Genomic DNA, 18,868 nt, shown 5'->3' on the forward strand with positions numbered 1-18,868 from the left:
GACAGTGGGGCCGCCGTGCACCGTGCCGGTCGCCGCCCGTTACTGTCCTGCGGCCGCTGCTGCTGCGGACTCCCTCTCCGACCGCGCCTCCTTCCATCCACGTGTCCAGTACCGGTAGCCGAACTGCTCCTCGGCGTCGCCGAAGCGGTCGTACGGGCAGGCGTCGGAGGGGTCGCCCGCCTGGTAGGCGCTCTTCCCTTCGCTGAGGCGCTCCAGGAAGGCCTGCCGGTTCAACGGGCTGGCAGAGGCACCCGGCGCCGTGGCGCTCGCATCCTGGGCGGCGGGGGCCAAGTCGGGCTGCTGGTCTTGCTCCACGGTCGGCTTCTCCTCACTGGGCGGAGAACAGGGGGTCCTGCTCACCGGGGGTGCCGGACGGGCCAGCGGGTTGGGTCTGGTTAGCGTCGGTGTCGGCGCGGCTGCGCGCGCGGGTCATCTGGGCGTCGTCGACGTCGATGGCCCATGCGTCGGCGTCGGTGTAGCGCCAGACCTGGCCGGTGGCGTCACGTACCCACCCGGTCAGTGTGCCGTCCGGTGCCTGGTCGAGCCAGGCTTGTTCGCCGCTGGTACCGGTGTAGGAGGCGAAGGCGGCCTGGGGGTCGCTCTCGTCGCCCTCGTCGTACATGTCGCCGGACCAGGGGCGGGCGTCGCCGTCCGGGGTGAGCTCCTCGTCGGCCGGCTCTTCCGGTTGTTCGATCGCATCGTCCTGCGGTGCGGGTTCCTCGGGTGAGGGTTCCTCGGCAGGATCCGGGGCGGCAGGCGGTTCGGCAGCGTCGGGCGCCGGTGGTGTGGTCGCGGTGTCCTCGTCCGGGAGCTCCTCCTCGCGCTCGTCGTCGTCTTCGTCGTCGCCGAACGGCTTCTTGCCGCCCGGGAGAGCCTTGATGGCGAATCCGTATCTGGTCACGGGCGGAGGATGGACAGGCGACAGCCCTTACGTCCTGGCTGCGGCACTTCGGTGACGGAGCAGCGCTTGCCGGGCGGTAACTTCGCGCACGACCAAGATCATTTTTGCCCAATTGTGCAAGCGCTGCTCCAGGCCGTCAGGTACGGGGGAGCGAAGCGCGCCGTGACGCTCCTGGCCCTTCCTGGACGACGTGGGTGTGCTCGCGCAGTACGGCCAGCACCGCGTCCTTATCGGATGGCTCCAGGGTCCGTTGAGGGCCGGTCGGGGATATCCGGACCGGTCGGCCGACGTAGTGGGCGACGAGGGCCGCAACACGGTGGGACCCGATCACCGGGCGGTCTGCCCGCCCGGTGATCCGCACGACGTAGGCCGCCCCGTCGTCGAAGGTCCCGGTGACGGTGAGGGACATGAACGGCTCCTATCGGGTGGCGAGGAGGCCCAGGAGGAAGGCTCTCAGGTCATCGTCCTGGTACCAGTCGCCGCTAAACATGGACTGAACGGATCGGGCGAGACTGTCACCCGTGTCCGGCTGTGTCTGCGTCTGGCGGCGCAGAAGACGGCTCAGAGCGCTGTGGTTCATGCGCCGGGCGCCGGGGCGCCCGGTGTGGGTGTGGTTGAACCACCAGATGCGCTGTGCTGCGTCCAGGTCCGCGAGGTGCTGCGCGAGGTGCTGCCCCAGCGCGAAGCCCGCGGTGCCCAGTCCGTCGTCGGCGAGGTCGGCGACCGTGATCCGCTGCCCGCCGGGCTCGTACCGGCCGCTGTCGCCGTACACGGCCGTGATGCGGCGTACTGCCGGGGTGTTGAGCCAGGAGCGGGGCAGGAGCCGTTGCACTCCGCGGACGGCGCGTTCGCCGTCGGGGGTGCTGTCCGGTCCGAAGACCAGCCCGGCGTTCCCCTCGGGGCCGATGTCGCGAATCTCTGCGAGCGCGGCCGCCACAGCATCGGGTACGGCGGCGGCGTAGCGGGCCCGCAGTGCCTCCCAGTCCCGGCGGGCACCGCTCGCGGCGAGGCGGGCCGCGGCGATCTCCACGTCGATGTCGGAGTCCTGGAGGGTCGCGGCGCTGCGGGCGGCCTGGAGGTTGAACAGGCGGCGCTCGGTGTCGGCAACGTGGTCGTCGGCTTCTTGGAGGGTGGTGTGCGGGTCGGTACCGAAGTCGTCGCCCAGGATGGCGGCAAGACGTCGTGTCACGTCCTGATCGACGTCGGTTCCAGCGGCGCGCAGTGCGGCCAGGTGTCGCAGTCCGGTGAGGCCGGGGCCACCGTCGGCTGCACGGTCGGGAGACCAGCGCATCCGGTCCGTACGGTTCGGCAGCCGCCCGGCGGCGAGCTGCGACCAGGTGGAGGGCTGCCACCAGGTGGTGCGGCGCGAGGCCTGACCGAAGCGTCCGGGCTCGGGCAGGAGACCGGCCCAGTGGGAGATGCGGGCGGCCAGGGATTCGCCTTCGGGAGTGGGCAGGTTGAGGGCGTTGTGCAGGCGGGCGAGCCGGCGGGACTCCGGCCAGTGGCGGACGCGGGCCGTCAGGCGGCCCAGGAACGCGCGCAGGCGTGCCAGCCGGTCGCGGCCGCTTCGCCACAGCTTGGCGATCTCCCGGACTGCAGCCTTGACCAGCTCGATGAACCGCTTGCCGAGACGGACCAGGAGGGCGGTGATCTGGGCGAGCAGCCCTGGCTGACGGCCGGCCGCGGGGGATGCGGTCGAGACGCGGCGGGCGATCTGGCGGGCAGTCGCACGGCGGGAGCCCGCGAGGTGGCGGTCCAGGAGCCGGGCGACCTGGTTGGCGTCGCCGGGGTCGAGCCCGGCGGCCTGGAGCTGTTGCAGGAGAGCGGTCACGGCGGCGTTCGCGTGCTGGGTAACGGATCGCGTGGTTGCGGGGTCAGTGCGCCCGTTGCCGGGGCCGTTCTGTTGAGCGATCCGGTCGGGGATGAGGCGCAGCAAGTCGGCTGCGCGCTGGGCGAGGTCTTCGTCGCTTTCTCCGGGGAGGGGTTCGAGGTCGTTGATCGTGCGCAGGGCGGCGCGCACGGTGGCCTTGTGGGATTGGTTGCGGGCCGTCTTGAGGGCTTGCTGTGCGGCGGCGCGGTCCCGTCCGGTGATGCCTGCGGCGTCGAGGGCCGCGTTCGCGTCCTGACGGGCGGCCTGGCGTGCCTGGCGCAGGGCGTCCGGAGTGAGGCGCTGGGCGATCCGTTCGCGCAGTGCGTGGATGTCGCCGGGTTGCTGCGTGCCGACGATGGCTTCGTCGATGATCCGGGCGGCTACGGTGCGGGTGTGGTCGGCGACGATCCGGTCTGTGGCGGACTGCGGGGCCGGGTTGGGGTCGCGGAGCCCGTCTTCCGGGGGGAGGGCCGGAGTGGGGCGGTTGCGTTCGTAGACGCTGACCTGGCGGCCGTTGCGGAGTCCGAAGTCGTGGACGTTGCCGTCGTCGTCGATGCCGGTCAGGTTCACCCACCAGCCCTGGTGCTGGGGCGGGGTGATGAGCGTGAGGCGACGGTGCTCGTTGAACCGGTAGCCGGTGCGGCTGACGGGTGCGTCGATGACGTCGCCCACACGGAGGTTGCCGGGGCTGACCCGGGCCACGGGGGACGCCGGGGACGGACCCGAGGCCGGGGTCCCGGGGGTCGGCGGGGGTGACGGAAGGGGATCGGTGTCGTCCGGGTCCGGCGGTGCGGGGGCTGCGGGCGTCGGTTCGGGAAGCTGCCACACCGGCATCGCCCCGTGCACGACCCGGCGCCGCCACTGGCGGTCTTCGTCTTCGAGAAGGAAGCGGCGGACGCCTCCCGGGCCCTCTTCGACGTCGATCACGCGGTAGACACTGAGAGCGTCGCCGCGGCGCTCGTCCGGCATCGCCACCATGTCGCCTTCGCCAAGCTGGGCGGCGTTGGACAGGCGCGGCCGGTCGAGGCCCGGCGGCGGGGTACCGCCGATGGCCCGGTCGAGGTGGTCTGCGGCCCGGAGAGCGGCCCGCCCATCGGCGGTTGATGGGTCGGCGGATGCCCGGAGTTGAGCGGCGAGCGCGCTGGCCTGCTCCGGGGTGACGGGCAGGTCCCTGCTGATGCGGGCGGCTCCCTGCTGCGCGGCCGGGTCGTCGTCCGGGCCCGAGGCGTGGTCGCCGATCGCGTTGCGGTCGGACGGGGTCAGCTCCGGGTCGGTGGTCGGTCCGGTGACCGGGTCCACTCGGTGCTCCGGCTCGTGCACGGTCAGGTCGTCTCCGTCGTCGGGGCCGTCCGTGCTGCTCAGCTCGGGGGCCTTGCCGTTGACGCCTTGGGCGCGCGGGAGAACAGCGGTGGCGTCCACGTCGATCTCGCCTACTTCGCCGGTGGTCGTGTCGGCGTAGGTGAGGGTGATCCGGTCGCCGTCGCGGCTCGTGTGGGTGATGGCCACGGTCGTGAGCTTGTCGTCCAGGTCCAGGACGACGACGTCGCCATCCTTGAGGTCTGCGGCGGGCGGGTGGTCAAGGCCGGTCACCGGCGGTGCGGTCGGGGCGTCGTTTACCTCTCGGGCCACGCGGAGCTTGTCGGCGCTGCGTGTTGTGCTCCCGTTGGTGGTGGTGATGGTGACGCGGTCGCCGTCGACCTCGTCGACGTGGCCGAGCAGAGTGCCGTTGTCGTCGCTGACGATGTGTCCGGGGCGGACGCGCTGCCCGGAGGCGGTCCACCCGCTCGGGCGGTCGCCGCCGGTGACGGTGAGGGTGGTCGGGGCAACACCGGCGTCGGTGTCTCCGTCGGTCCAGCGCACGGACACCGTGGTGTCGGTGGCTCCGGTAATGGTTCCCTCGCGGTCGTTGCGGCCGGTGACGGTGCTGCCTGGGAAGAGGCCTCGGCCGGATCGGTCCGTGGGGATGCTGTCGGGCAGGTTGCCCGTACGGATCGTGCTCTGGGCCCCGCTTTCCGGGGAGCCCGGCGCGGTGTCGTCGGGCGTCACGGCGCGCGCGGCGGTGCCGTCCATCGGTGTGAAGACGTTGCCGCGGGTGCCGCTGCCGTCGGCGTTCTCGGTGACCCAGGTCCGCAGCATCCACTCGACGTTGCTGTTGCGGGTCACCATCACGATGGCGGGGGTGCTGTAGACGAATCCGGTCCGCGTCGTGCTGCGGCCCTTCTGTGTGGAGCCTTCGATGCGGACCAGGTCGCCGGGGAGGAGGTCCTCCACCCGTGCCCAGTGGGCGGGCTGACCGCCGACCTGGGCGGGTTCCGGTACGGCGTCCGGTGCGGACGGGGCCACCGGGAGGTCATCGGTCGTGCGCGGGGCCGGGGGAGTGACGGCGGCCGGACGCGGCTCGGGGGCAGCTTGCGGTGCGGCTTCGGCCCCGAGGGCATTCCGCAAGCGCTTTGCCCAGTAGATCCGCCTGTCCAGGTCCCGGAGCACCTCGCGGTCCGGCTTCTTGCTCTGAGCAAGGACGTCGTGCAGCCAGGCGAATTCACCTGCCGCATGTTCCAAGTCCGTGCCCAGATTCCCGCTCGGCAAGGTACCTGTCCGGAAGCTGTCGATCAGCTTGCCGAGTCGGCCGTACCGCTCCTGCACGGCAGGGTCCCGCGCAAGACGGTCGGGCAGCTCGGGCAGGTCGCCGTAGGTGAGGTTGCCTCTGACGGTGTCCCAGACGTCTTCGCTCGGGTTCGTGGGGTCGACCGGCGTACGCAAGGCACGAAGCACCAGGTTCGCGAGGGCTGTCTCGCGAGTCTGGGAGCGGGCTACGTGGTCGTTCTGGATGGACAGTGACGGGACCGCGTCCCAGCTCTGCTGGTTCGACAGGCTGCGGACGAGTCCGATGTGGCGGCCGTCCAGCCAGACATCGGTGGTGCCTGAAGGGAGGCCTTCGCTGCGCAGCTCAGCACGTTCCGCGAGCGCCCGCATCTGGTCGGCCCCGCCGAAGCGCCGTGCTGCGTCCTCTTCGCTTTCAGGGGACATCAGATTTCGTGCCGGCAGCTCGATGTCCGCGATGCCGGGGGAGAGAGCACCGCTGCGCTCTGCGGAATCCGGAGCAGGCTCCTCGGGGGACGTCGTGCTCGGTGCCGGTAGGTCGGGCTTCGTGGCCGTGCGCTGCTCTTCTTCGTGCAGGTCCCGGCCGGTCTTGTCGTCGGCCCGACGCTGTTGCTTGAACTGGTTGAAGGTGAGCCTGCCTCCGTTGGCGTCGAACCATTCGCGCAGTTCCTCGCTGGCGTACTTCTCCCAGCGGCCGAAGGAGGACATGCTGCCGCCGGAGAACAGTTCTCGTTCGTCGAGGTCGCTGTCCGCGAACTCCCGGCGGAAGAAGTAGCCGTTCGTTGCGTCGAGCGCGGCCAGGTAGCGGGCCTCGTCGATGTCGGTGAACTCGGCCACCAGGTGCCGCTCCCGCTCGCGGTCCTTGTGCCGCTTGAAGGTGAGGCGGCCGCCGTTGGCGTCGTACCAGGCCAGGAGCTCGGGGGAGGCGAGCGCCTTCCAGCGGGCGGTGGACATCTTGCTGCCGGAGAACAGTTCCCGCGGGTCGACGTCGTCGCCCTTGCCGTCCCTGATCAGGCGTCCGCCGGTGGCCGCCACAGCAGCCTGGTAGCGGGTCTCGTCGAGCTGGTTGAACTCTGCGCGGAGCTTGTCCTCGCGGGTCGGCTGCGGGCGTACGACGTCGTTGCCGCCGAAGCCCAGGGCGGCGTCCATGTCCTCGCCGCGCTTCTTCTCCTCTTCGGCGCTCTCCGGCGGGGTGTCGGGTACGGCGGCACGGATGCGCTCGTCCGCGTTGTCGCGGCGGTCCATCTCCTGTGCGACCCGCATCTGGTCTTCAGGGCTCAGTCCGTTTCCGCGGTGCCAGGCGTCGCTGATCTCCTCGTCGGTCATATTGGTGAGGTCGTCGGGCAGTGCGGACACAGCCGCTTCGGGGCTGGTGGGTGCCGACGGTGCGGGGTCGTTGGTGGTGCGCTGCTGCTCGAAGTCGTCGCGGGCGGCGTTCAGGGCGCGCTGGAGGTTGCGGCCTTCCTGGTCCCGCCACTGCCCCACGGTGCTGGGCCCCCACGGGTGGTGCCAGTCGAAGGGCTGCCCATCGGCGCCGGTGAGCTGCTCGAAGCGGGCGGCGAGCGCACGAGCTTCCTCGGGATCGTCGGTGGTCAGGGTGAGGCCGGGCAGGTTGGTGCCGTTGCGGGCCTGTCCGTAGCGCCACCGTGTCGTGCCGTCGTCCTGTGGTTCCGGCCATGCCACCAGGCCCCCACCCGGAGACAGGAGGAGCCCATCACGGTCGGCTGCCTGCGCGAGGAGAGTGCGGCGTTCCGGGGTGTCTTCGGCCGGGGTGAGACCGTCGCCGTCCTTCCACGCGCGGCGCACGGCGTCGACGTCACGATGTGGGGCCCGGGGCCGCCGGCCACGGCTGTCCCCGTCGTCGCCGCTGGAGGCATTCGGGTCGGGAAGGTCGAGATGCGGAAGGCGCGGAAGGCCCGGTCCACCAGGGCCGCCGCCTCCGCCCGGCCCGTTGTTGCCCCCCCGTCCCCGTCGGCGCCGACGGTTACGACGCCGGTCGTTGTCCTCTCGGTCCTCCGGCTTGTCCTCTGCGTCGTCACCGTCTGCGGAGCTGTCGTCATCGTCGGGAGTACGCGGCCCGCTGGGACCGTCCGGACCGCCCCCCGAACCGCCGTCCGGGCCTGCGCCGTTGGGGTCGGCCGCTCCTGTGTCGAGGTCTCCGTCATCGTCGCCGCGACGACGGTCGCGGTCGTCGCCATTCGCGCCGGGCTCCTGCGGGGGCTCGACGTCCTCTTCCTTGTCGTCGTCGCGCTCGTTGTCCTGGTCGTCCTCACCCCGGGCGATCCGCGCGGCACGCCGGAACAGCTCCGCTGCCCGTTCACCCTGCGGGCCGCCGAGCTCGTACATCTCGGCCAGCGCGTCCAGACGGTCGCCGATGTCGCGGACTTCCCTGTCGCGGTCGTCAGCGTCGTCCGTATTGTTCAGCCGGTCGCGGAGATCGCTGATCTCGGGCACGGCGTCGCCGCCGACACTGTCGGAGGCTTCGCCCAGCAGAGCCTGCATGCGGCTGGACCGGTCGTCGGTGTCGGGGGCGTTCACGGCAGGGGCAGCGCCTGGGGCCGCGGTGTCCTTGTCGTTCTGGAAGTCCGGGTGGGCGAGGGCCGCTTCTGCCTTCCGGCGGGCAGCGGTGGCCCAGGATCGTCTGCTGCGGGTCTCCCACGGCAGGTCGGGGTTGTCGAACTGGCTGTCCAGCCAGGCTGTCTCATCGCGGACACGGCGCAGGTCGCCCTGGAGGTCGTTGCTCTTCCCGTCCCCGATGCGCTGTATCAGCTCACCGAGCGCACGAATCCGCTCCGGGTCGTCCAATCCCTCCAGACGCTGAAGGGTGGCGACGTCGTCTCCGAGGTCGGCCATCCGTACCCGGAGCTCGTTGTGCCACTGCGGTGTCGGCTCGGGCCGCGTACGGTCCGAGGCCCACACGAAGCCGGCCTCCCGGTCGGAGCCTCCCCACATGAGCGGGCTCCGGTCCGAACGGGACCCGTCCAGGTTGGCGATGGACACGACCATCGTGCCGTTGTCGTTCCGGCTGATGCTGGTGACGCGCACCGGCTGACGCCAGCTCGTCGGGTAGGGGCGGCCCTCACGGTCGGTCGCGGTGACCGGAACCCGGATGACGTCGTTCTCTGCGAGCTCGTCGCGGTCGCCGAAGACCCAGCCGTCCGGTGCTTCCTGTCGGGCCCGTTCCTGCATCTCCCGGTCCTTGGCCTGCTCTTGGCGCAGGTCGTCAAGGCGGACCAGGGCAGCTACTGCATCGCCCTTGGTGGTGTGGAGGTCGGGGTTCGAGCTGCCGTCGTCGTGGGTGAACGTCCAGGAGCGTCCGAGCTTGCGCACGGTTCCGACGTGGCGGCCGTCGACGGAGACCGGATGGTTGCCGTCTTCCTGCCGCTTTCCGACCACCGCGCGCGCAAGGAGGTCGGCCTTCTCCTGTGCCTTCTTCTCCTTGTCGGCCTGGGCCTTGAGGGCGTTCTCACGCCTGCGCCGCTCATCCGTCAGGTGGCCGCGGCGATTGCCCAGGTCCACGAGCATGGGCATGGCCTCGCCCTTGGGCACGTGCGGCCCTTCGCCGTTGAGCATGACGTGCCGCTGCCGCCATGCCTCCATGGCCTCCAGCTCCGCGGTGATGGCCGCGTCATCCATGTCCGTCGGTTTCGTCGTACCGATCGGAGCGGGCGGTACAACGTCCGTGGGGGCACCTCCATCGCCGTCGCCGGCGGGGTCCGACTCGGGCTCGGGGGCAATGCGGGCGAGCGTGCTGCGGACGTCGTCCGGCGAGAGCCGCACTGTGCCCTCCCGCTGCGGGGGGACGAACTGGCCGTTCTTCAGAGCTTCGTCGAGCTCTTCCGGGCTCGCGACGGGCAGACGCGGTTCGCCCTGTCCCTCGCGGCGAGCAATACGGCTGGCGGTGATCGGTTCGGTGCGGCCGCTGGACGTCCGGACGTGCAGTTCCGCGCCGTCGATCGCGGTGACGGTGCCCTCGGTGAGGCTTTCTCCGTCCTCGGACCAGAAGGAGACGCGGTTGCCCTCGTGGAAGTCGTCCAAGGCCCAGGGGCGGGTGTAGGTGCCATCGGGCCTGTGCATGGGGTCGTCGCTACGGGTGGCGTCGAAGATCCAGCCCAGAGAACCGGTGTCGAGGACGTCGGTGGCGCGGGTGACCGCGACGTACGCCAGGCGCAGCTCCTCGTCGTCGGGGATGGTGTCCCAGTCGATGCCGTCCTCGGGGGTCTCCTTCGGCCCGCGGAAGTCACCTGCGATACGCACACGGGGCGACTCCAGGCCCTTCGCCTTGTGGGCGGTGGAGACGAGGAGGTCGTGCGGCGCCGCCTGGTCGACGATCTGCCCCCCGTTCTCGCTTTCCGGGGCCGTGTATCGGTCGGCGAGGTAGCGTTCGGTCTTCTCCAGGACCTGGGCGCGCTCGCGCTCGGGCACGCCGGCGCTCCGCTTCGGCGGGGGGTAGCCCCACCGCTTGCTGTCGGGATCCCAGCCGAACCCGTTGCGCTTGAGCCAGTCCTTGGTCGCATTGAAGTTGCTGTCGCCGAAGGCGAGCTTGACCCACAGGTGCTCGCCGTCGTCCTCTACCAGCGGGCGCGGCATCCGTATTGCGGCAAGCAGCGAGTCGAGGGCGTCGCTGTGCTTGTCCATCAGCTTGAACATGCTGTCGAGCTGCTTGAGGTCCTTGTCGGCTTCGACCTCCGCCCGAATCGTCTCCCAGTCCATGCCGTTGAACCGGGCGAGGTCCTGGTGTGAGGTCCGCCGGTTGTCCCGCAGGGCTTCGGCTGCTTCCAGGAACTTCCGCAGGTCGTTGAGCCCGCCTGCGACCGCGACCTTGCGACCGGCCTGCAGCCCCTCTACGGCGCCCAGGACGACGCCGGCGTTTCCGCGGGCGATGAGCATCGTCTCGTCGCCCGGGTGGATCTCGCCCGTACGGGAGTTCTTGCGCTCCCACCCCTTGAGGCGCATCCGGGTGCCGACCAGGCGCAGGAACCGGTTTCCCACGTCGGCGACCGAGTCACCGAAACGGAACGTCTGGGTGAGCGTGGCCGTGGCGTCGGCAGGCAGCCGCCCCAGAGCATCGGTGGCACCCCGGAAGCCATAGATCGCCTGGTTGCTGTCGCCCACCGCCACGATCTGGATGCCCGCGGCGCGGATGTTGCGGACGATGCCCTCCATGACGGGGTTCACGTCCTGTGCTTCGTCCCAGAACAGGACGTCGGTGTCCGGCACGGTCCCGGACAGGGCCCACATCTTCACCGTGTGGTCGAAGGACAGCGGGAGGTCGCGCTCCTTGTCGTTCTTCTTCGGGTCGGTGATGTTGGCCCACATCTGCTCGGCCAGCGGCTTGACCGCCGCGAATACCGCGTCGCGGTTGTGGATCTGTTCCGGGAGGTGGTGTTCAGCGAAGTCGTCGTCGTCGGACTTGACCCATCCGGCGAGCAGCTTGTTGGCCAGGAACGCGGCGCGACGCGGGGAGAGCGTGTCACCACCGGCCCGGATGTCGGTGCGCCACCGCATGCGGTCGGCGAGCTGCTGGTCGTTGAGGCGCGCCCACTTCAGGCGGTCGAGCAGGTCCCGGTCCACCATGCTGTTCGCATATGCGTTGGCGGTGGTGGGGGTGAGGTTCCTCGCGTACTCGCCGCGCTGCTGCGACTCGATCGCTTCATCCGCAACCGACCTGTTGAACGCGAGGTAGAGGATCCTCTTGTTCGGCATGCGGTGGGACAGCATCTTGAGCGTGGTCGACTTGCCGGTGCCGGCGAGCGCCATGACCCGCATGTCCAGGCCCCGCCGGGCCGCGCCGTCGATGATGATCCGCTGCTCGTCAGTTGGCGGGTAGTCCTCCCTGGCGGCCGCGTCCGCCTCGATCTTGGCCCATTCCTCGTCGGAGTAGCTGCCGGGCTTCGCGGGCGGCAGGTCGTCCACGCTGGACACAGCGCCCCGGGCCTCGTTCTGGTTGAGGCCGTATCCGTCCACGCGGTCGCGCAGGATGCTGCCCCGGGACGGCTCGACCAGCTCGCCGTTGTCGTCGTACTCCGGTTCGCGCACCCACCGGTCGGCTTCTTCCCGCTGCAGCTCCCACAGGCGGTGCTCCGCGCGGAGCCGGTAGGCCAGTTCCAGCGGGTCCGTGGCCCCCTTGAGGGCTTCGACATCGTCCTCCAGGCCGTCGATCTCCTCGGCGAGCTCCTCGGAGGTCAGATCGGCGGGCGGACGGGCCTCGCCCTCGTCACCGGAGGTTTCTCCGGCCTGCGGTGACGGGAGTGAGCCCTGCTCGGGCGCGTCACCGGCAGTGCGGTCGTCCGGGTCGGGGGTCACCTCGGGGGAGGCATCCTCCGGGTACAGCACGCGCAGCTCGGTGTCCGGGTCGAGGAAGTGCTGCTTGCCGTCGTCGGACACCACCAAGACCCTGCCGCGGCCGGTGCGTACGGGCTTCTGCGCCACGGTGTGGGTGCGCCCGTCAGCGTCGACGAACCGGTCCCCGGCCTCGAACGCCATCGGGGCCCGCATCTGCGGCGGGCGCAGGTTGCTGGTGTCGCGGCCCTCGGCGGCCGCGAACATGTCCGGGGTCCCGAATTCGTCGTCCGGGCGGTCCAGGGGGTTGTTCGGGTCGGCGACCAGTGGCCGCTGGGGCGCCGGTTGGTCAGCGCCGAAGAGTTCTTCGGTCTCCGCCGTCGGCTTCGGCTTCTCCTCCTGCTTCGGGATGCTGCGACCTGCGCGGCGGGCTTCTTCCGCTTCCAGCACCTTGAGGCGGGTGCGGTCGACTCCCGTCAGGTCCCCGCCGTTCGCCATTTCCCGCTCGATCAGGGAGACGATCTCGTCGCGGACCTCCTGGTCCGACATGGACGATGGCGCCTTGGATCCTTCGGGGCGTACGGCGTCGAGCTGTTGGGAGACCTCGTCGGGCGTAAGGGTGACGGTGCTGTCCCCGTCGCCGGGAGCGTCGGGCTGCGGCTTCTCCGGCGCAGCGCTGCGGGCCCGCTGGAGGCGGTCTTGAGCCTTCTCGATGAGCTTGGCGTACTTCTGGTACGCCTCCGCTTCAGCGTCGTCGCCGTCCTCCAGGGCGAAGGCGAAGTTGCGGAGGTCTTCATGGACCCCGAGAGGGGCGGTCACCTTGAGCGCTCCGCTTCGGCGCATCCGCACGGCCTCGTTGAGGGCTCTGCGGGTATCCGGTTCGCTCATTCCCGCAGTGCCTTCCTCGGAGAGGTAGTCCGCGAGGATGCGAGGCAGGTGCACGGTCACGATCTGGTCCGGGTCGTCCCACGCGTGCACCAGGTTGTCGTCGTTCTTGCGGCGCTCCAGTTCCGCGTCGATCGCGGCCATGCGCCGGGTACGCTCCTGGGCAACCTCGTCGGGCTCGTAGGACGTACGGCTTCGGGCGAGTTCAGTCTTCTCGGCCTTGAGCTGGTCCGTATCGAGAGCTGCGGGCGTCGGACGTTCGGCGAGGGCGCGCTTCTCGCGGTCGCGGCGCTCGCGCTTGACCTCCTCCAGACGGTTCTCGAACAGGGCCTGGGTCTCGGGGGCGGCGTCGCGGAACTCGCCGGTGGTGAGCTCGTCGTACTCCGTGCGGAGCTCATCATCGGTGAGGTCCCCGACGGCCGGGCGGGACTGCAGTCCCTCGGCGCGTTCTGCTTCGCGGGCGGCCGCTTCGCGCTTCGCCTTGTTCGCGCGGATGCTGCGGGCGTCGGCGTCGAACTTGTCGGCGTGCTCGTCGAGGCCCTCCTCCAGCTTGAGGAGCGCCTCGGTCAGATCCCGGTCCAGGCCGTCCGTGCCCAGCTCGTCAAGGGCGGCGAGTGCCCCCCGCATGGCGTGGGCGTTCTGCTGGTAGCCGTCGGCGCCCTTGGGTGTGTCGCTGACGCCTTCCATCTGCCGGGACAGGGCCCGGAATTCCTCCGGGGCCCCGTCGGGCCACTGCTGCTCGGAGAGGGTGTTGATCTGGGCCCATGTGGCACGGATGTCGGTGGCAGCACGCTTGGCGACGGTGCTGTTCGCGTGCTGCTGACCGATCTGGGGCAGGTCGCGTTCTACGTCCTGGGACTGGCGCTTGCCCTTCGGGATGATGCTGAGCTTCTCGTTGGAACGCAGCGAGAACGAGTCGAGATCGTGTCCACCGCCCAGGCTCCTGGTGGTGAATCCGCGTCCGTTCGGGGAGCGGTGGACGGCGATGACGACGTGCCCGAACTGGCCTCGTGCGACGACGTCGCCGACGCGTACCCGGGTCACAGGAACGGTTTCAGGGGTGAATCCGTCGCGGTGACCGGACACGGTTACGCGGTTGGGCAGCCGGAGGACGCTCACGGTCTCGCCGGTGGCGATCGTGTTGCCGTCTTCGTCGGTCAGGGTGACGTCGAGCAGGGGCGCGCCCGTCGGCCCTGGGCCCGGCCGGAACGTGGGGGCGATGGTTCCCTGGATGGTGACATTCTCGGGCTTCTTCTGGTCGCGGGTGCTGTCGGGCCATTCGATGTCGCGGCCGCTGATCGTGATCTTGATCTGGTCACCGGATACGAGATCAGCGCGGTCGGTCGCGGAGTCGGCGGCGACGGGGGGACTGGCCGGCGCCGGTGCCGGTGTGGGTGTCGGTTCCGGGGCTGGCGGCGGGGTGGGCTGGTTCTGGGCGCTCGGTTCCGGCTCGTCGCTAAGGGTGTTGATCTGGGCGAGGACTTCGCTGAGCGAGCGGTTGTCGTCGGACCGCCAGGCGTGGACGGAGACGTTCGGGTCGGACAGGTCCAGGGGCTTGCCGTCCTGTCCGCGAAGCGGGGACGCAACGAGGCGCGTTGCCGCGTCCTGGGCGTCGCGTTGGCGGCGGAACGGCGGGCCGACCGGGGTGCCGGTCCCGGTGGTGATGAGCCGGTAGTTGCCGTCTCCGGCCTTCACGATGACGAACTGGCCGTTGCCCACCAGCTTGAGCCGGTTGTTGGCCACCAGGGCGTCGAGCCGCTTCTGGTCGGTGCCGGAGGTGGCCTCTCGGCGGGTGGTCCAGTGGGCGCGGACCTCGGGCAGTGAGCTGAACCGCTGCCCCGGGGTGCCTCCCGTACGGCGCGCGGCCGCAGTCTTCTTCGGTGCCGCGGTCTTCTTCGGTGCGGCAGGCCGGGTACCGGACCGGAACTTGGACCGGGCCCGGACGATGACCGCCTGGATGTTCTCACCGTTGCCGGATCGCCAGGTGCGGGCCTGCTCGTCGAGGTTGGGGTCGGAGAAGTCGAACGGGGAGGAGCCGTTGCCGCCTTCACGGGATGCGGCGTCCAGGTGGGCGGCGAATCGGGCAGCCTCCTGCGGGCTGTCGAAGTCGCCTGCGGCGTCCATGTGCTGTCCGGTGCCGGTGGCGGTCAGGTACCAGCGGCCCGTGTCGTTGTCCGGGAGGATGGCCAGGCGGCCGGACGGGGTCAGGTGCAGCTCGTCGTCCCCGGCGACGGAGCGCAGGAACTCGGCCATCTGCGGCTTCTGGCCGTCCCGCTGGGCGAGCTGGAGAAAGTGCTGGCGTACGGCCGCTGTGTCGGCGAACCGGGCACCTTCCTCGTTCCGCCGGTTGGGCAGCGCCTCAGCCTTCAGAGGGTGTGCGCGGTCGGCGGGTTCGTCCTGGTCGTCGTCGTCCGGGCCGTCTCCGTCGTCGTCACCGACGGGCCTGCCCTTGTCGTCGCTGTCGTGCGGCTCGTCCGGGGTGCTGGAGTCGCCGTCGTCGTCGCGCCCGATGCCGTTGCCACGGTTCGGGTCTTCGCGGCGGCGAGCATCTTCGGCCGCGACCTTGTCCTCGTCGTCGGTGGGTGCGCTGCCGTCCGGACGGGCCACGACGGTGACCCACTTGGAACTGGTGGTGTGGCGGCGCCCAGTGAACGCCCCGTTGCCTTCGCGGTCCTGGACGAGGATGCGGTCGTGGGGCAGCGCACGTACGACGCGAGCGAGCTGTCCGCCCCACAACCTCACGACGCCACCGGTCTCGACGAAGCGCCCCTTGCTGTCGCGGGGGTGCAGGGCAGGGTTCCAGGGCCGTCGGGTGGCCTTGATCTGGAGGCCGCGACTCAGGTCCTGCGACTCGGCCTGTGCAAGGGGGCGATTCAGCATGGCGGGACCATGCAGGCGCCGAACCGTTAACGTCGCGCGCCCGATGATCTCGACGGGGGGCGGTCGGCATGACGGGGTCGGGCCCCCGGTTCACATCGTTTCGGTGAGGATGTGCAGCAGGAACCATCCGGAGAAGCCCAGCCAGCCGACGGTGAACAGGGCGCGGCCGACCTTCGATGTCCGGGTGCGGAACAGCTTGCGGGTGTTCTCGCTGAGGGTGTCGCCGTCGATCCGGTTGATCAGCGCCCACGTCTCGTACAGCGCGAAGATCGCCACCCACACGGACCAGATGAGCCAGCTCATGACGCGTTCTCCTTGGTGGGGGGTAGGGGGCGCGGGCCGGTGCCGTCGTACGGGGCGGCGTGGCCTTCGTCGAGGAGCGCGGTGTTGAGGCTGTGTCTGCCGTCGGCGGTGAGGGTGGCCAGCCACCGGCCGTACTTCTCCTGCCGGTGGGTCTCCACGACGAAGTCACGGCGTTGGGCGAGCCAGGCCTGCGCCCAGGCGATGGCGGTCTTGCCCGCGGGGGTGTTCTTCTCGGGGGCGTTGAGGCCTTCAAGACGGATGCGCTGCTGGACGTGAATGTGGAAGCCGAGGTCGAGGTCGACGTCGTAGGTGTCGGCGTCGATCACCTTCACCACGCGGGCCGGGTAGGTGTTCAGGGCCGCTCACCTGCTGTGGAGTAGTGGAGTCGGCAGCGGCAGTTGATGGTGAGGGCGGTCGGTGCGAACGGGTCGCCGGGGTAGCGCAGTGTGAATCCGTTGACGGTGTACGGGGTGCCGACGGGGAGCACGGTGCCGTGCAGGGCCTTGTGTGCGGGGCGGACGCGGTCGTCGCCTCGGGTGACCCAGGCCCGTACGACGTTGGAGCCCGCGCTCTCCGCGGCAGACTCGGCAGCACCGTTGATGGTGGCGACCGCAGTTGCTTCGGCCAGGCGTTCGACGAGCGCTGGCCCGGCGGTCGCGTAGTAGGCGGTCACCGCGGCGGCCAGATCCTCCAGCGTGGGGAAGTCCTTCTGTGCCTGCTGGAGTTCTTCGGCGAGCCGGGCCAGGAAGGCGGAGATCGCGGTGCCGGCCTGCGCGGCGGCAAGGAGCGCTGCTCCGGCGGCGGCCGGGGGCACGGCCGCGGTGCCGGTGAGGGTCTGGCCGACGTTCGCCGCGGTGACCGCAGCGGCCTGTGTCAGGACAGGGGCGAGGGTGTTGGCGACTTCCTCGGACCAGCGGGGGGCGCTCACGACGCGTTCCCCACTGAGGGGCCCCTCGCCCTGGCGGAGATCGTGTGTGCCGTCGGGTTCCCAGTACCGGGTGTTCTTGCGGATCTTCGGTGCGTGAAGGCGGGCGGTGATGACGCCCTGCTGCCGGGCGAGGACGGCGGTCAGTGTGGTGGCGACGGTGTGCGCGAGCGTGTCGAAGTCGTCGTCGGTGACCTCGTACCCATTGGCGGGGTACGACTTGCTCTCCACCGCCGTTCTGGCGGCGAGCACGTCGTCGGCCGCGTCGCCGGGAACTGAGCTGGCGAGGGACTCGCGTGCTTGGGCGACGACTGCCGCAGCGTCCCCAGGCAGACTCTGCGCTGTCGTGGCGCGGGCTTGGTCGACGGCATCGGCGGCGGTGCCAGCGGGTGAAGGCGCGGGAAGGTCGGAGCGTGCTGCAGCAACCGCGGCCGCTGCGTCACCGCCGGGGCCCTGTTCGCGGGCGTCGGCGACGGTGGCGGCCGCCGACCGGTCACCGGTCTCCAGGGCGGGGGGTGCCCCCTCGTCGGGCATGCCTCCGAGGCCATCTTGCGGGCCCAGGCCGAGCGCGGCGGCGTCCTGCTCGTTGGCGGGTACCGGGGCCTTCTGCGGGCTGATCCACAGGGCCCTGGACTGTGCCACACCGAACGCGGGGCGTCCGGCGATCTCCCGGTACTCGTCGATCGAGATCAGCCCGGCGTTGAACTCTGCACGGGCTTCCTCGCGTTCCTGGCGGCGGGGGAATTCGAGGGCCTGGACGCGCTGCGTGTCGAAGCGGACCGTCCAACCGTCGTCCAGCTCGGAGTCGAAGCCGGACGCGATCAAGTTGAGGTGGGGGAGGGCGGTGTGGTCCCAGAACGTCCACTCTTCCCGGTCCGCGTTCGCGTACGTCCGCTCGCTCGCGTTGCCGATGACGCTTTCCGGGACGCCGAACGCGGCCAGGATCTCGCCCTTGGACGTCGCCGAGAGCGTCTCGTAGGCCATCTCCCGGGGGCGTATGGACGTGTCGAGGTAGTTGAGGCCGCCAGGCCCGGTGCCGACGATCGCGATCTCTCCGGCGTGATGGGCGCCGGTCGCGAGTCGTTGCTGGATGCGGTCGATCTCTCGGGAGTCGACGCCGTCGACGTCGATGCCGAGCACTCCGCCGGGGCGACCATCGTTGTCGATGAAGGAGATGTTGTAGGTGCGGGCCTTGACGTCGAGGTCGACCGAGAGACCTGCCGCTTCCAGCGGGGTCACGCCGGAGAAGGGATCGGTGGGGTGGGGGTCCCTGAGCCACACGACGCGCTCGGGCGGGAGTTCGCGCACGACGCCGGCGCGGCTGGTGAACTGGAAGTGGCGGATGTAGTCGCCGTACGGGTCCGGGACGATCTCCACGCGGTCGGGCGGCAGAAGGTCTACGCGGGTGAGAGTGCCGCCACGGGAGTACGTCTTCTCGACGAAGACGCCCTTCTTGCTGAGCAGGAGCTGCGCGCTCAGCCTCTTCTTGAAGATGTCCCCGGTCTCCATGGGGTTGGCACGGGTGTTGAGGAGGCGGAGCAGGGGGTGGTCGTCGAGGGTTTCTTCGAAGCGCCGTTCGTCGCCGCCGCGGCCGATCTGGACGGGTAGTTCGCTGGCGTGCTTGCTGATCGACTCGACGGCCTTGAATGTCCAGATGGATCGCTCGTACCCGTCGACGATGACGCGATCCATGTCCCAGCCGTCCGCGCGGCCTTCGGTGCCCCAGACGTTCGTGACGCCTGCGTACGTCATGGACGCGAAGCCGTTTCCTGGGTTGAAGCTCTTCGTCTCCACAGGCGTGGCGGAGACGGTGGTGTCGAGCTGCCGGGGGAGGAGCAGTCCTCGTAGGGCGGGGAGGAATTGGCGGGGCATCAGGCCCCCTCACGGCTGGCGAGCCAGATACCGGCCACGCCTGCCGCCAGGCTCGCCGCGAGCCAGCCCAAGGGATCGGAGTAGCTGAACGCGCAGCCGGTCAGCACCCCGTACCCGGTGACGGCGGCGCCCGTCCCGGCAAGGCGGGCCAGCCGGGACGGGGAGCGGCGGACGATCAGGCCGGATGAGGTCATACCGGCTGCTGCGGCGATGAGTCCGGCGGCCCAGTGCAGTGAGCTCAGTGCCACGAGAACGCCGAGCACGCCGACGGCGGTCAGCAGGAGACCGGCAGCTTCGCGGGCGACGGCCCAGGAGGTTCGCGGAGTAGTCACGGGCCGCACGAAAACAG

The 18,868-nt window shown here is 70.4% G+C and carries 8 protein-coding genes; all 8 read right to left on the minus strand.

Annotation, left to right across the window (positions count from 1 at the left end; translation table 11 throughout):
* Window positions 1-39: 39 nt before the first annotated feature.
* The 8 genes from ACIO3O_RS37335 to ACIO3O_RS37370 all read right to left on the minus strand — a co-directional run bounded on the left by ACIO3O_RS37335 (window position 40) and on the right by ACIO3O_RS37370 (window position 18,851).
* Window positions 40-315 carry a hypothetical protein gene (locus ACIO3O_RS37335; RefSeq protein ID WP_401753670.1) on the minus strand — a complete coding sequence of 92 codons (276 nt, stop codon included), beginning with the start codon at window positions 313-315 and terminating at the stop codon, window positions 40-42.
* Between the two features lie 13 nt (window positions 316-328).
* Window positions 329-901 carry a hypothetical protein gene (locus ACIO3O_RS37340; protein ID WP_401753672.1) on the minus strand — a complete coding sequence of 191 codons (573 nt, stop codon included), beginning with the start codon at window positions 899-901 and terminating at the stop codon, window positions 329-331.
* Between the two features lie 136 nt (window positions 902-1,037).
* A complete protein-coding gene (locus ACIO3O_RS37345; RefSeq protein ID WP_401753674.1) occupies window positions 1,038-1,310 on the minus strand; it encodes a hypothetical protein in 273 nt (90 codons plus the stop codon).
* Between the two features lie 9 nt (window positions 1,311-1,319).
* The gene (locus ACIO3O_RS37350) at window positions 1,320-15,419 is read right to left on the minus strand and encodes a UvrD-helicase domain-containing protein (RefSeq protein WP_401753676.1); all 14,100 of its coding nucleotides are present in this window, start codon (window positions 15,417-15,419) and stop codon (window positions 1,320-1,322) included.
* A gap of 90 nt (window positions 15,420-15,509) precedes the next feature.
* A complete protein-coding gene (locus ACIO3O_RS37355; protein ID WP_401753677.1) occupies window positions 15,510-15,722 on the minus strand; it encodes a hypothetical protein in 213 nt (70 codons plus the stop codon).
* On the minus strand, window positions 15,719-16,057 hold the full coding sequence (locus ACIO3O_RS37360) for a thermonuclease family protein (protein WP_401753679.1): 339 nt from the start codon (window positions 16,055-16,057) through the stop codon (window positions 15,719-15,721). Before ACIO3O_RS37360 ends, ACIO3O_RS37355 begins: the two co-directional genes overlap by 4 nt.
* Before the next feature lie 17 nt (window positions 16,058-16,074).
* Window positions 16,075-18,519, minus strand: a complete 2,445-nt coding sequence (locus ACIO3O_RS37365; RefSeq protein WP_401753681.1) for a phage portal protein — start codon at window positions 18,517-18,519, stop codon at window positions 16,075-16,077.
* The gene (locus ACIO3O_RS37370; RefSeq protein WP_401753683.1) at window positions 18,519-18,851 is read right to left on the minus strand and encodes a hypothetical protein; all 333 of its coding nucleotides are present in this window, start codon (window positions 18,849-18,851) and stop codon (window positions 18,519-18,521) included. Before ACIO3O_RS37370 ends, ACIO3O_RS37365 begins: the two co-directional genes overlap by 1 nt.
* Window positions 18,852-18,868: the final 17 nt, after the last annotated feature.

Origin of the sequence: Streptomyces sp. NPDC087440 (assembly GCF_044744005.1) — a bacterium.
Lineage (GTDB): Bacteria > Actinomycetota > Actinomycetes > Streptomycetales > Streptomycetaceae > Streptomyces.

Coding starts and splice junctions, on each gene's coding strand:
- ACIO3O_RS37345 (WP_401753674.1), bottom strand. CDS start 1,310: ATGTCCCTCACCGTCACCGGGACCTTCGACGACGGGGCGGCCTACGTC.
- ACIO3O_RS37350 (WP_401753676.1), bottom strand. CDS start 15,419: ATGCTGAATCGCCCCCTTGCACAGGCCGAGTCGCAGGACCTGAGTCGC.
- ACIO3O_RS37355 (WP_401753677.1), bottom strand. CDS start 15,722: ATGAGCTGGCTCATCTGGTCCGTGTGGGTGGCGATCTTCGCGCTGTAC.
- ACIO3O_RS37365 (WP_401753681.1), bottom strand. CDS start 18,519: ATGCCCCGCCAATTCCTCCCCGCCCTACGAGGACTGCTCCTCCCCCGG.